Source organism: Deltaproteobacteria bacterium, assembly GCA_022340465.1.
Taxonomy (GTDB): Bacteria; Desulfobacterota; Desulfobacteria; order Desulfobacterales; family B30-G6; genus JAJDNW01.
In genome coordinates this window covers 1-17,983 of sequence record JAJDNW010000030.1, presented here as the reverse complement: position 1 = coordinate 17,983, position 17,983 = coordinate 1, and the positions used below count along the sequence as shown (strand labels likewise).

Sequence of the window (17,983 nt, the reverse complement as noted above, 5' to 3'; positions counted from 1 at the left end):
CCGCAGGTGCGGTGAACCCGGAAATCCCGAAGGGTTACAAATTTTAAGAATTCAAACAGATTTAATCCGTTGAAGATATTTTTATTTTGATCATTCTTAAAATTTGAAACGCTCAACTTAGGATTTGCACTGTCTCCCCCGGCTCCGGCACTACCACGTCGAACCCGTTGTCCTTCAGGTGCTCGGCAAAGGAGAGGGTTTGCTCCTCTTCGCCGTGGACAAGCGCTATCCGCTTGATCTTCAGGTTCGACGTTTTCAGAAATCGAAGCATCTCGTTTCTGTCGGCATGTGCGCTGAAGCCGCCCAGTTTGACCACATGCGCCTTGAGCGGGTATTCCTTGTTCAGTATTTTGATTATCGGCGCTTCACCCGAGCGGCCCGCTTCCGCATATGCCGTGCCCTGTTCCAGCATCCTGCGACCCAGCGTGTGTGCCGCCATGTAGCCGACGATAAGTACGGTGTGCTTCGGGTTGTGTATCTTGTAGCGCAGATGGTGCAGAATGCGTCCCGCTTCACACATACCCGAGGCCGCAATGACGATGTGGGGCGTTTGCTCCCGGTTCAACGCCATGGACTCCTCCACCGACCCCACGAAACGGAGCTCCTTCATGCGAAACGGATTCCGCCCCTGCATCAGAAAGGTTTCATGCGTTTCTTCGTCGTAGGTTTCCGGGTGTTCACCGAAGACTTTGGTGATTTTGGTCGCCAGGGGGCTGTCCACGAAGATAGGCACCTTCTGAACGGCCCCCTCATCGTAGAGTTCGTGCAGCGTGTAGAGAAGCTCCTGGGTGCGCCCGTAGGCAAAGGCAGGGATCAGAACGGACCCGCCACGGTCGAATGTCTCGGCCAGCACGTTTCTCAATCCCGGCTTCAGGTCCTGGACAGGCTCGTGCAAGCGGTTGCCGTACGTGCTTTCCATAATCATCAGGTCCACATCCCGGTCCACTTCGTCGAAGTCGGTTTCAGGATCCTGAATGATCGGCTTGTGGAAGCGCCCAATGTCTCCGGAGTAGCACACGGTGAGGTCCCGGCCCTTTTCCTGCGCTCTGATGAGGCTGATGGCCGATCCCAGGATATGCCCGGCATCATATTGCGTTAAAACGACGTTGTCCCCGATGTCGACGGTATGCCGGTAAGGAATGCCGTCAAAACATGTCAGCGCCTGCTCCGCCTCGGGCATCGTATATAGAGGCTCCACGTTTTCGAGTTTGTATTTCTTGATCAAATCGGCGACGACTTCCACATCGATCTGATGCCCGCTTTTTTTCAACACCTGCCTGATATCCCTGCTCGCGCCCCGTCCTCTTTTTTTTCCTGTGGAAGCATTTTTCATGTGCGTGAGATGGGACCTGACGGTTTTGTAGTTCAGGTAGGCGGCGTCGGACTCCTGAATGTGGGCGGCGTCCAGCAGAAGATATTCACAGGCGTCGGCAGTGGCACGGTTGCAGACGACGCGCCCGGCGAAACCGCTCTTCGCCAGCACCGGGATTCTGCCGGAATGATCGATGTGGGCGTGAGAAAGTACCAGGTTGGTTATGCTGCCGGGATCTACCTGCATGGTCCGGTTTTTTTCGAAGGATTCCTTGCGGCGTCCCTGAAACATGCCGCAGTCCAGCATGATGCGGTCATGATTCACCGACAGCACGTGCATCGATCCCGTCACTTCCCTCACCGCTCCGTAAAATGTCACTTCCACGATTCAGATCCTTTCTCCTAGCGGCGCAGCCGCGGTTCCTATTTTTCCCCGAGATGCACCGGCTGGAAACATGCCCGGGCCCGCTTGTCGAGTCCGGCATAACAGGTTACCCTATTTAGTCGACAGGTTAATAGCGGCGCAGCCGCGGTTCCTATTTTTCCCCGAGATGCACCGGCTGGAAACATGCCCCGGCCCGCTTGTCGAGTCCGGCATAACAGGTTACCCTATTTAGTTGACAGGTTAATAGCGGCGCAGCCGCGTTTCATAATTTTTGCTCCGCAAAAATTATTATTCGAAGGACATGAGATACGTCCTCAAATTTGCCTTCTGATTTTTAATGCCAAGCTTTTTCCGGATGCTGTCCCTGTGGGACTCTACGGTCCTCGTGGAAAGGTTGAGCAGGCCGGCGATCTCTTTGGTGGTTTTCCCGTGCTTCACCAGGTTGGCGATTTGAATTTCGGAAGGGGTCAGATTCAGATAACGCGTGGAGAGCGTCTTGGCGAACGGTGAAACGATATCGTTGAGGTTGGAGGACAAAATTTCAAGAAATGTCTTTTGCCGCTCATCCAACCGCGTCCCCGCCAGCTTCTCCAGAAAAGGCTGCACCATCTCCTTGATGTTGTAAATCACCTTTTCTTCCAGTTCGTTTTTATCTTCTTCCCTTCTTTTCAGCAACACTTTCAAAGCCGTGTTCATCTCTTCCAGATTCTCGGTTTTTAGGCGCAGTTCCCGGGTGCGCTCCTCCACCCGCTGTTCCAGCATATCATGGGCCTCCTGAAGTTTTCTTTCCATATCCCCTTTGTGGAGCGCGATTTCAATGGCGGCCAGTATCTGCCGTTCCTGAATCGGCTTGAGTACATAGCCGAAGGGGCCTATGGGTTTGGCCCGTTGAATCATTTCCTCATCGGCGTAGGCCGTCAGGAAAATCACCGGAATTTTCAGGGCTGCATTGATTTTCTCGGCTGCGGAAATCCCGTCGAGTTCTCCGGGCATCACGATATCCATCAGCATCAGGTCCGGTTTCAGCTCCATGGCCATCTCTACCGCTTGAACTCCCGAAGTCGCTATCCCGATGATGTCGAATCCCTTGGTGGATAGAAATTCCTCCAGTTGGGTTGAAATGATCACTTCATCGTCCGCAATAATGATTCTGTTCACAAGCATGTTGCGTCCACCGCCCTTTCACCAGGCTGATATGCCTGAATGACCCAGGCACCCATAAACCGGTTTTGAAACCGCTTCTAAACATCGCGTACTTTTTGGAACAATTTCCAGTCGACCTGAAGCCTGTTTTTAACCACGGAAGCCACGTGGCCGTCAAAGAAAAAATGCTCCACCAGGTAAGACGCTTCCCCATACTCGAGCCCCAGATGCCCGGCATCGGGAATCTCCACGACACGGCAGTCGGAAAGCCCCGCCATGCCTGAACCCGCGGCTTTCAGCACCGCCTCTTTGGCCGTCCAGTATCTGAAGAACACTTCCGCGGGATCGACCGCTGCAAGGCGCCATTCCCGCTCGCCGGCCGTTTTACGGATCAGGCCATCCGATACCTCCTTGACGGCCTCGATATCGATGCCGGCCGCCTGCCTGCTTATCACCGCCCCCACATACGCCGGCTTGTGGGTCAGCGACCAGTGGTGGCCGTCAAAGGGAACAGGTGCCCCGTTGGGCTTCTTTTCCAGCGGCCCCAGTTCGACACCGCTTTCGACCGCACAAATGCGCAACGCCTCGCGCGCCTGAGCACTCAGCGCCCGGACCCTTTCCCTGATCGGCAGGCGCCGCACCCTGTCGGGAACGGCCAGAATAACGGGGGTAATACATCTGCCGATGCCGGGAGTCATCCTGCCTCACCGCGTTCCTTCTTCATGCGGATCACTTCCTCGTAAACCTTTTTTTTGGAAATGCCGTAGCGTTCGGCAATCTTTTTGGAAAGGGCCGACACGCCCGTCTCGCCGGCGTCAAACTCTCCGACGACAATCTCGCGCAGGGCTTTTTGCGACACGTCTTCACTCTTTTTTTTCCCCTCCACCAACAGCGTGCACTCGCCCTTGAGCGCCTTTTTCCGTTGAATCGCCCCGTGGATGTCGCTCAGCGTACCGCGAATGAACTCTTCAAACGGCTTGGTCATTTCCCGTGAAAGTACGGCCCGCCTTTCCCCCACGATGTCGGAGAGATCCGACAGAAGACCGGCCAGCCTTTTAGGGGACTCGTAAAAAATGAGCGTCCTGTTTTCCTCGGCGAGTCCCTGGAGAAAAGCGATTCTCTTCGCGGGTTTGCGGGGTGGAAAGCCCAGGAACAGGAATGTATCGGTGGGTAGCCCGGAAACGCTGAGCGCTGCGACCGCGGCCGAGGGGCCCGGAATGGGCACCACCCGGATGTCAGCCGCGACAGCCTCCGTGACCAGGCGGTATCCGGGGTCTGAGAGCGTCGGTGTACCGGCGTCGGACACCAGGGCGATGGACAATCCGGTAGAAAGTTTAGCGATCAGCTCTTCCGTCCGCCGGTCTTCGTTGTGCTCGTGCAGAGAGATAAGGGGGCGGTCGATGCCGTGGCCGGCGAGGAGCCGGCGCGTGTTGCGCGTGTCTTCGGCCGCTATCAGATCGACTTTGCCGAAGGTTTCCAATGCCCTCAAGCTGATATCCCCGGGATTCCCGATCGGCGTGCCGACCACGTACAGCCTCCCCGGAAATTCGGTGGTCGATCGGGTGTCAGCGGCCTTATTCATGCCGCCCACATTACCCCAATTCACCTTCGTAGCGCAAGGTATAGTTGCCCTGGCCCCCGCCGACAATTATAATAGTCAATAATTCGAAGGTTTCGTTCGAATGTGTCGATACTGTCCGAAGTAATACGGGAATTTGTTATTTCTTTCTATTTAGACGCCCGGATTTCAGCTTTCTGTCTAATATCGTTCATATCAATCTTCCTTTTATTGAACACTCCCCGCAGCAAGCTCAAGGTGAATCTTCACCGTAAGGAATTCTATCAATTATGATTCGCTCGCTATCTCGGTTCAACCGTAGCTGTCTTGCTTTGAGAGCGTTATTTTCACCCGCTTTGAAGATGCTGCCGCCGCAGCTAAATTGACTTTCCTCAGTTTTTTCTTGATAAAAGTGAATACATTTTGCCGATAAGTTTGAGAGGCAATGACGGGTAATATTTATACGGCTTTCTTGGTTGACCGGATAAAACCACCTGAATGGATCCGGAAAGGGATAGCATGATAAAGCCCCAATTTCAGCGTCGCAACCTCGAGGTTTATGCAACCTTGGGCTTGTTTATACAAGGCTGTTGTGCTTATTAAAAGATGGTCCTATAAACCAGAACAAGGTAGGCCTCTCATCCGAGGGGTGATACGGTACCGGCCGTAAAAAACACAAACATCCATTTCAAGCATGAGGTAGCCTGCTATGAAACACGGTATTTTCACCCTGTGGCTTACGGTTTTTCTTTTGCTGACCGTATCCTGTGCGGCCCCGTCCGCAAAACATGGCGCAACGGCCCCGGCCCCGCCTGAGTGGACCGTTACCGGCAGCCGGCCCGACTTTCCGGCCGACCTGCATATCAACGGTGTCGGCAGTGCCGAAATCAAATACAACGACACGGCTGCAGCCCAGGCGGCTGCCGACTCGAGGGCGATTGCCCAGGTGGCCAAGCAGATCGAGGTCGTCATCCAGCAGCAATCCTCCAGTTTCGAACGCGAGGTGTCATCGGCAGCGGGTGAGTCCCTGAATCAGAAGGATATATGGGAAAAAACCGCCGCTTATGTGAAGGTCAAGGTGGAGGGGGCCCGTATCGAGGACCGTTACCACGACAAAGCCGGCAACCGCATCTACTCATTCGCCTCGCTGGACCGCATGGCCAGGGGGAGCAGCATATCGGAGCAGATATCCGTTCTGGAGGCCAACGCGGCGACCCTGATCGCCGAGGCAGAAAAAAGCGGGCAGTCCCTTGCCGGGGTCCATCGGGCGGTTGCCGCCTACGGTCTGGCCTTTAAAAAGCTGATCCTTGCAGTCAGGAAAAACCAGTATCTGAATGTCATTGCCCCGGAGCTTACCCACAGGAACCTCTCCACCGCCTTGTCAAGTGCCCAGGAAGACGCCACCCGCTTGATGGCCGGTTTTTCGATTCAAAAACTCGAGGGAGACCACCAGCATGGCATCGTCGGCGGCAGCCTGCGTGACCCCCTGCGGGTGAAGGTGTTGTACGACAACGCGCCGGCGCCTGATGTCGGCATAAGGTTCGTCTGGCTCGACGGTTCCGGCAACCTTGACCGGAGCACCCGGTCGGACAAGGCCGGAATAGTGGAAACATCCGTCAGCAACCTGGGGCCCACCGGGAAGCGGCTCAACAAGATCAAGGCCGTCATTAACATCTACCCCTCCGATCCCGCCATTCAGAAGGAGTTGGAAAGCGTTGTCGCGCCGGCCTATGCCCTTTTTACCTATGAGCTGCCGCCGGTGGAAGAGGTTCGCGTCGCCGTGGTGATCAACGAATACAACCTGGGCACCCAGAGGCACGCTTCGTATCTTGAAAACGGCATCGTGCAGTCGCTTGAAAAGCTCAAGCTTCAAGTCGTCAGGAAGATCCCCCGCTCCAGCATGCCGGATGCATACGACATAGGAGGCGGACCGGGACTGAACAAAAAGCTGCAGGGGTTGGCCGGAATCGCCGATATCGCCATCGTCGGCGAAGTGAAAGCCACCCTGCTGGACACCAGCGCCGGTTCGGGTCTCATCTTCGCGCGATCCCGCGCCGTCGTTTCCATCTTCGACCTGTCAACGCAAGAAAGGGTGGGTGGGGCAGACCTTTCCCTGAAGGAAGCGGGCCCCGACCGGGACGAGGCGGGCCGCCGCAGCCTCGAAAAAATATCTTACCAGGCCTCCGATGCCGTGGAAGCGGAAATCGAGCGCCTCCTCTTCGGAAAGCAAAAGGACTGATGCCAACGGTTCGTTGGAATCAATCCTTTTGTAAACTGTCAAAAAATTCCCCGGGGACTTCCACCTCCATTTCAACTTCCACGGCGCCGTCGGGCATTTCGTTTTTGCCGATGACCCTGGCCCCCCTCAAATAGGAATTGACGTTGATGGAAACGGCATCGCTCTCGGTCATATAGTCCTTGACCTTGGTCTGGGCACTCACTTTGGCCCCTTCGATTTCCTGAGCAAGGTTGCGCATGGCATCCGCTTGGGCCGCCCGCGCCGCCATTGTCCGTGCCAGGGTGGGATTGGTGTGTTTGGCGGAGGGAACGCCGATACCTTTGGCGCGGAAAATTCTCGCTTTCGATTTTTTCCTGGTGGGTTGGGGCAGCGGGGCCGCATACAGGGATGCCAGCCTCGCGCTGCGGTCCGCCTCCACATCGATGGACGTCAGCAGTCGACCGGAGGCGATGTCGACCACTTTCGCATTGAAATAGTAGGCTTGTCCCAATTCCGAAACCGTCCCCGAAATGATGGCTTCGGCACCCAAAAGCTTGCCGAATTCCCGGGTGGACGATTCGTCCACAAAGGCGGACACCTGGAACTGCTGCTCCTCGATGACCTTGTCGATCAGTGCCCTTTCAAGAACCTGAAACTGTCCCGACCGCGTCAGATAGGGCGTCAGTCTCTCGGCAACATTGCGCCCCAGTTTGGACACCTTGCCGTCATCGTTGACGAAATCGGCAACGGCGATCACCATCTTTTCATTTGCCGCGGCCCCGCCACCGGCCACGTTGGATGTTTCCTCCGATGTATAGCTTTCACTGGAGGTAACCGACCGGCCGCCGTCTCCGTCTTGGGATGCAATTTCCCTGTCCAGTTCGTCCATGACGTCGTCGGCACGCTCGCGGGTCTCTTCCTCCGGTGTTTTCTGAGCACCGCCTGTGGTGCCGGTGCCGACTGTTGCCGAGAAGCCATCAGACACCTTCAGCCTGTAGAGTTCCTCGTTCAAGGAATTCCCCAGATAATCCACGACATCGGTAAAGCGTGCAAAACGGGGCGTGCGCTTCTCCGCAGGCCGGGTCACCGTCTCGGACATTTCCCGGTTATTTTTTTGAGGGGACGAGGCGCATGCAGCCATAATCAGCGCCAGAAAAATCGAAAAAAGGATGGATAGTGCCTTCACCGTGCCTCCCGATCAATATTTGGCTGTATTTACAATGATATTAATTAGTACCAAAAAATCGCCTGTTCAGTCAATCCTTTTGATGTATGCCTTTTCAATTGACCTCACCGTTGCAACTATGAAGGTTGACTTCAATTGCATTTAATACTATTTTATAAGGGCGGCGGCTGAGCAATCTTCCTTGGGATATCGATTCCCTTTACACATGGACCCGCCCGGGTCCGTGATTCGCAATTAAAGGAGACGGCTGGTGACGACAAAACGCTTGGTGGTATGGTTTTTTACGTTTTTTGTAATTTATGCCGGCTGGCTTGGCGCTCCGAAAACGCTGGCTTACTCCCCCAAACAGATCTACCAGAAAGCCGGACCGGGGGTTGTTTTTATTTTTGCTTCCAAAGGAGGCAGCAAGGGCAGCGGCGGCACCGGCTCCATTATCAGCAAAGACGGCCTCGTCATAACCAATGCGCACCTCTTCAAACCGCAAGGCTCCACTCAACTCCTGACGGAGATCTCCGTTTTCCTGAAACCCGAACGTGTCACCGGCAATCATAAAACCGACCTGGCCAACGGTTACAGGGGAAAAATTCTGGCGTACGACATTCCCCTGGATCTGGCGCTCATCAAAATTATCGGCTTCAACACACCGTTGAAAACCGTCAATTTCGCCGATTCGGAAAAGGTGGACATCGGTGAACAGGTTTACGCCATCGGCCATCCGGAACAAGGAGGTTTATGGAGCCTTACCAGCGGTGTCATCAGCGCTTACTGGTCCAACTACGGAGGCGTTTCCGGCAAAAATCTCTTCCAGACGGATGCCAGCATCAACCGGGGTAACTCCGGCGGCCCCCTCCTGGACAGTTCCGGTGACATGATCGGAATCAATTCCATGATCGCTCGCAAGGCAGCGGACGGCCTCACCATAACGGATGTCAATTTTTCCATCCGCTCCAGCGTCGCCCTCAACTGGCTCAAGAAAGAGGGATACCGCTTCGCGGCCGTACAGCCAGAGCCGGATGAAAGCGCCAAGCAACCCAATGCCGCGCCGGCCGTACCCCAAAAAGTGACGACGACGCCGGTGGAACCGGAAGAGAAAGCCACGAGCATGCCCGAGACGGCTGCAGCTCCCCCCGAAAAGGAAGCGGAGCCGAACGAGGGAAAAAAAGAGCAGCCCGAAGAACCCGCCCCCCTTGTCAAGCAGGATGAAAAGCCGGTGCCGTCTCCAAAAAAATCCGAACCCGGCAAGGCGGATCAAGCCCAGCCGATTGAAAAGGAGCCGGCAGATGATCTGATCGCTCAAAACCCGAAAGAGGGAGAAATTCTGACCGAGAAAAAACCCTACCGCATGGATGAGTTGCTCGAAGGGATGCGGGAGATGGAAGATATGATGGATGAAATGAAGAACATGATGGATGATTTCAAAAAAAGGAGAAAAAAATGAAAACAAAACATGTGTTGACGCTTGGCGTTCTGTTGACGGTTGGACTGTTCCTCATGGTGGGATGTTCATCGACTCCCAAAATGAACGCGCCTGAGATGCCCGAGTGGGTTTACAAAGGCAGCGGTGCATTTGACGTTGAAAAGGGGCAGGTTTTTTACGGCGTGGGCATAGCCTCGGGTATCAGCAACAAGGCCCTGCTTTTCTCCACGGCCGACAACCGGGCGCGTGCCGAAATCGCCAAAACCCTCGAAACCTATGTGGCGGTGCTGGCCAAGGATTACATGGCCTCCACCACGGCCGGGGACATGTCCGCCTCCTCGGAAGAGCAGCACGTGGAGCAGGCCCTGAAAACTTTTTCGAAAACGACCCTCCACGGTGCTACCATCGTCGACCACTGGCAGGATCCCGATGACAAAACCATGTACTCCCTGTGTGAACTGGACCTCATGGCCTTCAAGGAAGCCCTGGACAACTACAAGGAACTGGACTCCAAGGTGCGCGACTATGTCAGGAACAATGCCGAAAAGATGCACGGTGAACTGGAGAAAATGGAGAACAAATAATAAATCCGCCTGAGACGCATTTGTGAACCGCGGCTGCGCCGCTTTTAAAAAGTAAGCGTCCGCCTGCCTTTGGCCGGTGGGTGCTTACTTTTTTTTATGATCAGCATATTGCCGTCATAGGTCAGAATGCCCAGCATGATGGCGCACACCAGGCGATAGATATCCACGTCGTAGTAGCGGCCGTCGGCTATGGGGTTAGGCACCAACGGGTCGGCCACCCGAACGCGGCGGCTCTCCTTATTGTAGCCCGACAGGACCACGAAGTGTCCACAGGAGTCGCCCCTAACGTCGTCGTACACCAAGCCGCCATTGTGCTCTCGTTCACGGGGGCAGTCATAGAGATAGGTGGCACTCAATCCGGTGAGAATGGGAATACCCGCTTTGAGGTATTTACGAATCAAGGCCGGAGTGAGCACCCTGAACTGGATGCGACCACCCAGGGCCAGGTATTCCAGATAAGCATGGGTAACTTCCTCAAAACCGGGCAACCCCTTTTTGTCAAGCAACTGGGCTTCCAGTTTTCGTGCCATCTGTCGTGAACCGATATCACGCCATGTCGGGTCGAACACGGTCAAATTGTAAGGCAGAATGGTCGCGCCATAGCCCCGGCGTATGGCGTGGATGGCCAGGTAGACTGCCAAGGTGCCGCCCTTCTGCCACGGTGATACCCTCGCAATGACGTCATCCAGCTCGATTGAGTCGCCGTAGTACCGATAAAGGGCGTGCAGACAGGTGGGGCCACAGGTGGTGACATCCGGCTGCCTGCGTATGTCGAAACTCAAGCTAGTGGTCATAATGATTTCGATGCGATATAAAATAGATACATTAACATCTTTCCGAATAAAAACGGCACTTGAATAAGAAGGCTGCTACTTCGTTTAGTGGCCGAACACCTCAATTATAGAAGCCGCAAAATATTGGGGCGGTGTCATTTTGGAAGTTCTTAGATTTCGGGGTTCTCGTAAAGTTTCGCAAAATATTGCTTCGTTTCGTCTTTTGCGTCAATGGGCGAGGACGACGCTCCACTTTCAGTCATGGAGTCACCACCCTTAGCGATCAAGAATTTGGAATCGTTCGGCTTTTCAACTTCAGGTTCTTCCCCCTTCGTGTGAAATTCATTCAAGGGCTCAATCCGCAAATCTCCGGGTGCCGAGGGGATTCTGAATTGATAGGGTGCCTTTAAAATAACAAGGTCTGATTCGTTTCCCAATTCATCTACAGCCGCGACTCCAAATTCCACAGGATCACCTTTGGGTGAAAAGCCTTCCACTTCATCCGGCAGTACCACCTCAGTAACATTGCCCAAATCCGCAAAAGGGGAGTCGTATCCCACCTCTCCGGCCTCTGCCCAATAGATCCGGTACCCAACTACTTGCTGGGATTCCGAAGCGTTCCAGCGCAGTTTGCGTTTTTTTAACTTGGCCATCCCTACCTCCTGTATCGACAGATCTATAAACGATTCTGAAAACTGCGAAAAAGTATATTGTCGGTCTCTTCCCGATAAAGCGCTGCAATGGAATTGTCACTGTCATCTTCCCCGGTCATTTCCTCATTTATTAACGCGACTACTTCCTGGCTCCATTGCTCAATTTCACTGGCGGCCTTGCTACCGGGTGCGAACTGCATCACCGACACACCGTATATCATGGCATCGATATAGGCCACCCTTTGACACAACTCTGTTTCAAAGACGGGCCTGTCAAATGTGCCCAAGGCCTGACGCATCTCTCGACCGACTCGGGTGCCCGGGATCTTCCGGTTGATAAGGAGCCTGACCTTATTGTTAAGCCGCACCTCCGGTTTGGTGCTCATCCGGTCCAAGATCTCCTTGCAGGACCATAGATCCAGAGAACTCGGAGTCACTGGCAAAATGACCAGGTCTGAGGCCCTAATAACGGCCTCCACTTTTTCAACCGCCACTGGTGGCGCATCGATAAGGACATTATCATAGGCGCTTTCCAAAGCCGCGATGTCGCCCTGGGTCAATTCATCTGGACGGTACAAGACCTCAAATGCCTGGTTATTCTCGATGCCACGCCAGGTGGCGGCACTGCCTTGGGGATCGGCGTCTATCAGTACCAATCTAAGGTTTCTCCTGACCAGGCTAGAGGCCAGATTGATTGCCGTGGTGGTTTTGCCGACTCCGCCTTTTTGATTAACGAAACTTATGATCATGATGGGCTATCCTCTCCATAAAGGATTACTAAAGCGAAGCACTTTTTTAACGCAATTTCAAAAACAACGGGATGTTTCAGGCAAACAGTCTGTTGCACATATCGTAAACGGTCCAAAATACCTACAACTCAAGGTAGAAATTGTCAATCCCTTTCCACACCATATAGCGGCCATCGACATTAAACAAACAATATGTTGTATGAATCTTCAATTTTCACGCCTCTGGACGCTGTTTTAGAAATCAGATGGCACCCCACCACCACAATCAGGAAAAAAACCGCCGTATTCATGTAGGAGAATTTTAGGGACAGGTACTTTATGTTTTTAATCTGCAAGAAATCTCTAGCACTTTAAAAATGTTCGTTAATTCATGATACCATATTTTTTCAAATTAATTTTTATATAGGTCCAATGCAAGACGATATGAACTGCGGTTAAAATTATGAACATCAGTGCAGCCCACTCATGAATAGCAATGAAAAAATGCCTTAAAGAAACCAAAAAACTGCCCCGCACTTCATACCCTCTCGGCAAAACAAGCCAATTTAGCAAGCCAGTAAAAGTTAACGCCACAAAGAGGATGAAGCACATTACATTGACAACCCAAAGCTTTGAAGTTCTTTCATTAGACATCTGTCACCCTTCAATAATTCGTGTTATTTTCATAGAGATTAAAAGACTGGCTATAACAAAAAGGACTTCTCAGAATGCCGTATACCCGAACATCAGAGAAGCCCGTTGAATGCCACATCAAGCAACGCTTTTTTTAGTTTAACCTCCTCTGATCTCTGGCCTCTGATTAATTGGCGCCCTTTAGCACGGCGACCCCCTGACCCAGGCGGGATGTCAACTCATCTTCAATCGAATCCAGGCCTGATATCCGACGGCTGTTTTCAGCCAAGGGTTCCTTTGTTTTTTCAGCAATGGCATCGTTGAGGCTTTTTTCGAATGCGCCTGCCCGCTTTTTAAGCTGTCTACCCATGGCGTCTTTCAGCACGTCGTCAATATTCGAGGAAAGGCTGACGCGGTAATCGTCGATGTTGCCCTCGATGTCAGCCTGCACATTAAAGGCAGAAATGCCTAACAGAGCCTTTTGAAGGGTCTGCGCTAGTTGTCCTTCACCAAAATAATTGGCGGTTGCGATGCTTGCCGAAGAAACATCAGCTTGGAGCTGCGCATCGATACGGCCTTTGACCACTGCCACTGCAAGCTCCAGGTCAGCCAGTCCTTTTTCAAGGTAGACGGGCTGCTGTTTGTTCTTTTCACCAACCTTAAGCCCCTCGACTACCGCCGTAACCCTGTCGGACGCCTTTGAGGGGTCGACGTGGTTCAACACGCCATCGATGTTTACCTTTTGCAGGTCCTGAAGGTTTTGACCTGAAAATGAAAAAATAAGCGGTTTCCCCAAAAAAGCCTGGAAGGGTGTCAGGTTTTGGATTTCACCGGAAATGTCTCCATACGGGATGGTGGCGGAAACCTTGGCCAGACGCACCAGGAAGGGCGGGGGTTGATTGTCGGTGGCAAAATGAACGTCCACGCCTTTACTTCGGGCAGGTTGTACAACTTTTTGATTTTCCGGAGTCGCGGGCCGCATTTCCAGAAGGGGTTTGATGATGTGATACCCATCGAGAAACAGTTTCAGATAGCGGCCGGCTTTGTCGCCGAAAAGCATCTGTGTGATATTGACGGCCCCTTGGGATGACAGACTGTATTTGTCCCGGAGACGCCGAAAGTCCTCCGCGGGCAGGTTCTTTAACCGGGCAGCCTGCTTTTTCAGGGATGCAAGCTCCTTCTCGAAATCCTTTTCAGCTTTTTTCAGTTCCTGCAGGTCCTGGTTGACGTCATCGTATACGGCTTTGGCTTCTCCGGTTGCGGCCAGGACGCCCGTAATGCTCTTTTTGGCGCTGCTGACTTTGTCGAGCCTTTTTTCATACTGTTCGAAAGTGTCCTGGTCCGGCAGTTCGTCCAGGCGCTTCTGCCATTTTTCCTTGAAATCATCAAGGCCTCTTTTTAGTTCTTTGGCAGCTATCACGGTCCGGAGTTCCTCTCTTGAGAGGATTTCCTTGACGTCCGGCACGGCCAGGGACGGCATTTTAAAGGCATCGGACGTTGTGTCCCCTGCCTGCTCCGACGTTTCTGAAGAGGGTTTCCTTTGGGCAACAACGCCCGACGTTTTACGGCTTGTATCGAAGCGTAAATTATCCGCAGTCATGAGGCTGACGATCAGCTTGCGCCGCAACAAGTGGCTCGCTTCGATGGATAGGCCGATGCTGCCGGCTTCCAGGATGTTAGTCATGGGCTGTTTGGGGTTGGTGATTTGAAGGTCTTCCAGTACCAAACCAAGCGGGGCAAGTTTAAGATCAGCCTTGCCGAGCTCGACCTTGGCTCCCACCAGCCGGGTGCCGCCTTTTTCGATCCAGCCCTTAATAAGGTTGTCGATCAGCAGCCACCAAAAGCCAACCAGGATAAAGACGACCACACCAAATGCTATCAGGCCAGGCCAGCGGATCCATTTTTTCATGCTTTTCCTCCCCAGGCCGTAGCCGATTCGTATATTTCATAAAATTTAGATGCTTTGAGGATTTTGACGATTTTGAATTTTCGGATCCGTTCAAGGATGTGTTGACGATATTTGCGGATGATCACATTGAGGCCAAAAAACAGCGGAACCGCAAGCAACAGCGACACCAGGATGCTTCCCATGACAATGGAGTTGTTGAATCCCTCCATACGCCAGAGTACCTGCCCGTAAAGTACGGTCCAGAGCCCTTCAAGGCCAGGGAGGGTCAGCACCCATAGGCCCAGTTTGTGGAAGAGGGGATCCAGCAGAAATGCCGCTCCGGAAAAAACAATAAATCCGAGTATGAAAGAACTGACATTGACCCTGATGAGAAAAACCAGGAGCAGAACCAACAAGTTGTGCAGGCTGTAAAACGGCGTAAGTCCGGCTATCATGGAGAGGCAAACCGCCAGACTGATCTGGCCGGGTTCGTTTTCCGAGTTCAACACCTTCAACAGTTTGGCAATAGCTTCAACCATGGCAGCGACCTTTCGTTAGAAACATTCTATTGTATTTAGGCCCAGCTCTTCTTTCTCAACAATCGTGGTATCACAAGTTCGACACCGGCTTCGAAAACACAAGACCAATGATTGTGTTATCTGTAATTATGGAGATTTCCTAAGGTAATCAGCCTGCCAAAACATCTGTGATATTTGCGCATTTTTGGCACGGAACAACCTCCATATACCGGTACAGATAGTATTTTAATCACAATTTTGTAAAAAAGGGAGAGTTACTTTTCTCGAGTGCCCCAGCAACTTTTTATCAGGGCCGTACACGCAATCGCCAATTTTATTTCACCATATGCTTCCAAGGGCTACGGTAATGGCTTCCCCATTAACACCACTGGATTCTTCAGAAGCCAGAAAGGCGATCACCTCGGCCACTTCTTCGGGTGTTACCACCCGGCCCGCGGGATAGAGCGCAGCTCTTTCCGCCCACACCTCATCCGGGGTGACACCGCGCTGCTCAGCTTCGGCTTGGGCAGAAATCTCAGCCATTTGTGTTCGTACCCAGCCGGGTAGCACAGCGTTGGACGTTACGCCATGCGGCCCGGCATCCTGTGCAACTGAACGCATCAGGCCTAAAAGGCCGTGTTTTGAACTGTTGTAAGCACTGCTGGCGTATTCCGCAACTTGACCTGCTGTCGAACTCGTAAATACAAGCCGACCGTATTTCTGCTCAATCATATCTTTGACAACTAGCTTTGAGAGAAAATAAGGTCCATCCAGATTGATTTGCATCGTTTCCCGCCAGAGTGCCGGATCCTGCTCCCAGATCACACGCTCAAGAGCCGAACCAATACCATGATTACACACTAGAATTTCAACTGGACCCAGGCGATCATGCGTCTCCTTCACCGCGAGTGAACAACCTTCAGGTGTACCCAGATCAGCGACAACATATTCGAGACCCAGCGTCTGTAATTCATTCTCGCTGCGCGCAACAGCCATTACCCTTGCGTCTCGTGAGGCAAGCAGTTCAGCCGCCACCCGCCCAATTCCACGTCCAGCACCCGTAACCAACGCCACACGTCCTGCTACTCCCGGCATAATGCAATCCCCATTCGACCCTTAATTAGAGTTTCCAATTATCAATCCTCCAATTTTAAACCGCATTATAATTAGTCTTGATTGACATCATAAACAGTATAACCTGATTTAAGAATAATATCGATATTCTTCTATGATTTATTGGATTTGCACCGGAATCAAAATTTCGTTTCTTCTCATAAACCATGGCATAAAAGGTGGATCGTATCGCGCCCACACTGGAGCTCCGATAATTTCCCAGCCTTTTGTGGATATCCAGTCCATCAGTTTGTTTTCATGGTCCATATATCGTTTTTTTCCCCACGTCCCCGAATAACGAAGAACTGCGACTGTTTTCTCTTTCTCCTTCTTCAACGCAATCCGGTCATCATCAGGAATTGGCAGCGCCTCCATTGTATAAGCGGATGGCATCATGAATGCTATTCGCCAGCGACCATTCTCCTGTGCTTGGCTGACTGGGGCAGTCATGGCAATTTTTTCGGATGCCGGCTTCTGGCTGACGGGTGCAGTCATTGAAATGGATGCCTTCTTTCGGTTTTTTCCGCCGATATAATCCGCCAAACGTCTAAAGCCTTCACTTCCAACCGCTTCGAAGTCGCCTTCCACGTAGGTCTCTGCCACGATATAGGCTGAATATTTACGTAATTCGAAGTTGCCTTCGGTTGCTATCACACTATAGGAAGGCTTTTCTATTGCCATAGCTTGTGGTCCCATTGAAATGATTGAAGCTGCCATTAAAATGCATAAGAATATCGTATGCTGAAATTTGTAACTCATAGCATTGATCCAGGCTTGGGACAGTCTTTGGAACGAGAAATTTCACAATTGAACGCTCCCCGCAGCAAACGCAAGGGGAATCTTCACCGTAAGGAATTCTATCAATTATGATTCGCTCGCTTACCCTGCAGCAAGCTGCAGGGAATACGCTCGCTATCTCGGTTCAACATTAGGCATTTCAAAATATTATCTCTTTGCATCTATCACTTGATTATAGGCTTAAGCCACCTCTCACTCTAAAAATACGCGAATGTTCTTCAAACTATAAACTGGAATGAGGGGGAAAAGGACCGGCACTGTACGAATGTATTTCTGGTATGCTGTCCGGTCCCCATATCGTTTGTCTTGCGTATTCTCCAAACGTCTATTCGACCCCATCATGATCAACACGATACACACCTATCAGCCACATTTAATTTACATTTTAATTTGCCTGAAATAGTACACCCTGTAAGGTTCGACTCGTGACCGGCAGTACAAATATCATTGGGATTATCATTACCAAACGCATTCATTATCGGCTCTCTTTATATCAAATTAACGATTTTGAGAGAATATAATCGTTTTGGATATCGGATCCTAAAGCAAAGGTTGCGTTACCGATGATTTGAAACCCCATTTTGGTATAAAATGCATTTCCTCTGTTGTTTTTCTTCCAGCTGCTCAACCAGATTGATTTATAATCTTTTTCGCGGGCATAGTTTAAACAAGCCTTCATCAAAGCTGGACCTATACCGCAACCTAAATATTCTTGCACAGAATAGAGTCGGGCAAGTTCAATAGATGGGATTTGGTTTACACAATCCGGTGGAACGCCCTGGTTTAGTTTAGCGTATCCCACCCATTGATCGTTCAAATTGGCTATGAAAAAGGTGGAAGCACTATCAAGGATTTCTGATCTAATCTGATTCTCCGTAAATGAACGAGCAACATAATTTTCAAAATTCTCTTTATCATTCAGTTTGGCGAAGGCCCCTCTAAAGGTTTTTTCAGCCAGTTTAGATAAAGAATTAGCGTCGAAGGGTTCTGCAAGTTGTATGATTAGCTTTTTGTTCATATTTGTTGGAGCTATACGTCATAAAAGCTGTTTTATATAATTATTTAGGCGGGTTATGG

Annotated in this window: 17 protein-coding genes; 3 read left to right on the top strand and 14 right to left on the bottom strand. The window is 51.7% G+C overall.

Translation table 11 applies throughout. The annotated features are described in order from the left end of the window. Positions 1-112: 112 nt before the first annotated feature. From LJE94_05520 to rsmI, 4 genes are all read right to left on the bottom strand, one after another. A complete protein-coding gene (locus tag LJE94_05520) occupies positions 113-1,696 on the bottom strand; it encodes an MBL fold metallo-hydrolase (protein MCG6909567.1) in 1,584 nt (527 codons plus the stop codon). A gap of 288 nt (positions 1,697-1,984) precedes the next feature. Continuing rightward, positions 1,985-2,860 carry a response regulator gene (locus tag LJE94_05515; GenBank protein ID MCG6909566.1) on the bottom strand — a complete coding sequence of 292 codons (876 nt, stop codon included), beginning with the start codon at positions 2,858-2,860 and terminating at the stop codon, positions 1,985-1,987. A 77-nt stretch (positions 2,861-2,937) separates the two neighbouring features. Next, the gene (locus tag LJE94_05510; protein MCG6909565.1) at positions 2,938-3,537 is read right to left on the bottom strand and encodes a 4'-phosphopantetheinyl transferase superfamily protein; all 600 of its coding nucleotides are present in this window, start codon (positions 3,535-3,537) and stop codon (positions 2,938-2,940) included. After that, entirely contained in the window at positions 3,534-4,421 is an 888-nt protein-coding gene (gene rsmI, locus LJE94_05505; GenBank protein ID MCG6909564.1) for a 16S rRNA (cytidine(1402)-2'-O)-methyltransferase, read from the bottom strand. Before rsmI ends, LJE94_05510 begins: the two co-directional genes overlap by 4 nt. A gap of 685 nt (positions 4,422-5,106) precedes the next feature. On the opposite strand from rsmI, the gene LJE94_05500 reads away from it, so the two are divergent. Then, entirely contained in the window at positions 5,107-6,636 is a 1,530-nt protein-coding gene (locus tag LJE94_05500) for an LPP20 family lipoprotein (protein ID MCG6909563.1), read from the top strand. Between the two features lie 19 nt (positions 6,637-6,655). On the opposite strand, the gene LJE94_05495 is transcribed toward LJE94_05500, so the two are convergent. Further along, the gene (locus LJE94_05495) at positions 6,656-7,801 is read right to left on the bottom strand and encodes a CsgG/HfaB family protein (protein ID MCG6909562.1); all 1,146 of its coding nucleotides are present in this window, start codon (positions 7,799-7,801) and stop codon (positions 6,656-6,658) included. A gap of 250 nt (positions 7,802-8,051) precedes the next feature. Between LJE94_05495 and LJE94_05490 the strand changes: the two genes are divergently transcribed. Beyond that, a complete protein-coding gene (locus tag LJE94_05490) occupies positions 8,052-9,239 on the top strand; it encodes a trypsin-like peptidase domain-containing protein (protein MCG6909561.1) in 1,188 nt (395 codons plus the stop codon). Further along, positions 9,236-9,802 (top strand): LPP20 family lipoprotein, encoded by a 567-nt coding sequence (locus LJE94_05485; protein ID MCG6909560.1) that lies wholly within the window; start codon positions 9,236-9,238, stop codon positions 9,800-9,802. The genes LJE94_05490 and LJE94_05485 overlap by 4 nt, the downstream gene beginning before the upstream one ends. Before the next feature lie 44 nt (positions 9,803-9,846). Here LJE94_05485 and LJE94_05480 read toward each other — a convergent pair whose 3' ends face one another. From LJE94_05480 to LJE94_05440, 9 genes are all read right to left on the bottom strand, one after another. Beyond that, a complete protein-coding gene (locus LJE94_05480; protein ID MCG6909559.1) occupies positions 9,847-10,596 on the bottom strand; it encodes a C39 family peptidase in 750 nt (249 codons plus the stop codon). A 149-nt stretch (positions 10,597-10,745) separates the two neighbouring features. Beyond that, complete coding sequence (locus tag LJE94_05475; protein ID MCG6909558.1) at positions 10,746-11,228, bottom strand: hypothetical protein; 483 nt, start codon at positions 11,226-11,228, stop codon at positions 10,746-10,748. Between the two features lie 23 nt (positions 11,229-11,251). Then, positions 11,252-11,977: an AAA family ATPase gene (locus LJE94_05470; protein MCG6909557.1), complete on the bottom strand. Its 726-nt coding sequence runs from the start codon at positions 11,975-11,977 to the stop codon at positions 11,252-11,254. Positions 11,978-12,340: 363 nt separating this feature from the next. Beyond that, entirely contained in the window at positions 12,341-12,610 is a 270-nt protein-coding gene (locus LJE94_05465; protein MCG6909556.1) for a DUF4405 domain-containing protein, read from the bottom strand. Between the two features lie 166 nt (positions 12,611-12,776). After that, positions 12,777-14,498: a TIGR03545 family protein gene (locus tag LJE94_05460; GenBank protein MCG6909555.1), complete on the bottom strand. Its 1,722-nt coding sequence runs from the start codon at positions 14,496-14,498 to the stop codon at positions 12,777-12,779. After that, positions 14,495-15,016, bottom strand: coding sequence for a TIGR03546 family protein (locus LJE94_05455; protein MCG6909554.1), 522 nt, complete (start codon positions 15,014-15,016; stop codon positions 14,495-14,497). Before LJE94_05455 ends, LJE94_05460 begins: the two co-directional genes overlap by 4 nt. A 318-nt stretch (positions 15,017-15,334) precedes the next feature. Then, positions 15,335-16,090: an SDR family oxidoreductase gene (locus LJE94_05450; GenBank protein MCG6909553.1), complete on the bottom strand. Its 756-nt coding sequence runs from the start codon at positions 16,088-16,090 to the stop codon at positions 15,335-15,337. A 138-nt stretch (positions 16,091-16,228) separates the two neighbouring features. Continuing rightward, positions 16,229-16,867, bottom strand: coding sequence for a heme-binding protein (locus tag LJE94_05445; protein ID MCG6909552.1), 639 nt, complete (start codon positions 16,865-16,867; stop codon positions 16,229-16,231). Positions 16,868-17,399: 532 nt separating this feature from the next. Further along, complete coding sequence (locus LJE94_05440; GenBank protein MCG6909551.1) at positions 17,400-17,924, bottom strand: GNAT family N-acetyltransferase; 525 nt, start codon at positions 17,922-17,924, stop codon at positions 17,400-17,402. Between the last annotated feature and the right edge of the window lie 59 nt (positions 17,925-17,983).

Bases quoted from the DNA above. Each gene is read 5' to 3' on its own strand.
- LJE94_05475 (MCG6909558.1), bottom strand. From the start codon at position 11,228: ATGGCCAAGTTAAAAAAACGCAAACTGCGCTGGAACGCTTCGGAATCC.
- LJE94_05465 (MCG6909556.1), bottom strand. From the start codon at position 12,610: ATGTCTAATGAAAGAACTTCAAAGCTTTGGGTTGTCAATGTAATGTGC.
- LJE94_05455 (MCG6909554.1), bottom strand. From the start codon at position 15,016: ATGGTTGAAGCTATTGCCAAACTGTTGAAGGTGTTGAACTCGGAAAAC.
- LJE94_05470 (MCG6909557.1), bottom strand. From the start codon at position 11,977: ATGATCATAAGTTTCGTTAATCAAAAAGGCGGAGTCGGCAAAACCACC.
- rsmI (MCG6909564.1), bottom strand. From the start codon at position 4,421: ATGAATAAGGCCGCTGACACCCGATCGACCACCGAATTTCCGGGGAGG.
- LJE94_05460 (MCG6909555.1), bottom strand. From the start codon at position 14,498: ATGAAAAAATGGATCCGCTGGCCTGGCCTGATAGCATTTGGTGTGGTC.
- LJE94_05440 (MCG6909551.1), bottom strand. From the start codon at position 17,924: ATGAACAAAAAGCTAATCATACAACTTGCAGAACCCTTCGACGCTAAT.
- LJE94_05510 (MCG6909565.1), bottom strand. From the start codon at position 3,537: ATGACTCCCGGCATCGGCAGATGTATTACCCCCGTTATTCTGGCCGTT.
- LJE94_05515 (MCG6909566.1), bottom strand. From the start codon at position 2,860: ATGCTTGTGAACAGAATCATTATTGCGGACGATGAAGTGATCATTTCA.
- LJE94_05450 (MCG6909553.1), bottom strand. From the start codon at position 16,090: ATGCCGGGAGTAGCAGGACGTGTGGCGTTGGTTACGGGTGCTGGACGT.
- LJE94_05445 (MCG6909552.1), bottom strand. From the start codon at position 16,867: ATGAGTTACAAATTTCAGCATACGATATTCTTATGCATTTTAATGGCA.
- LJE94_05485 (MCG6909560.1), top strand. From the start codon at position 9,236: ATGAAAACAAAACATGTGTTGACGCTTGGCGTTCTGTTGACGGTTGGA.
- LJE94_05500 (MCG6909563.1), top strand. From the start codon at position 5,107: ATGAAACACGGTATTTTCACCCTGTGGCTTACGGTTTTTCTTTTGCTG.
- LJE94_05480 (MCG6909559.1), bottom strand. From the start codon at position 10,596: ATGACCACTAGCTTGAGTTTCGACATACGCAGGCAGCCGGATGTCACC.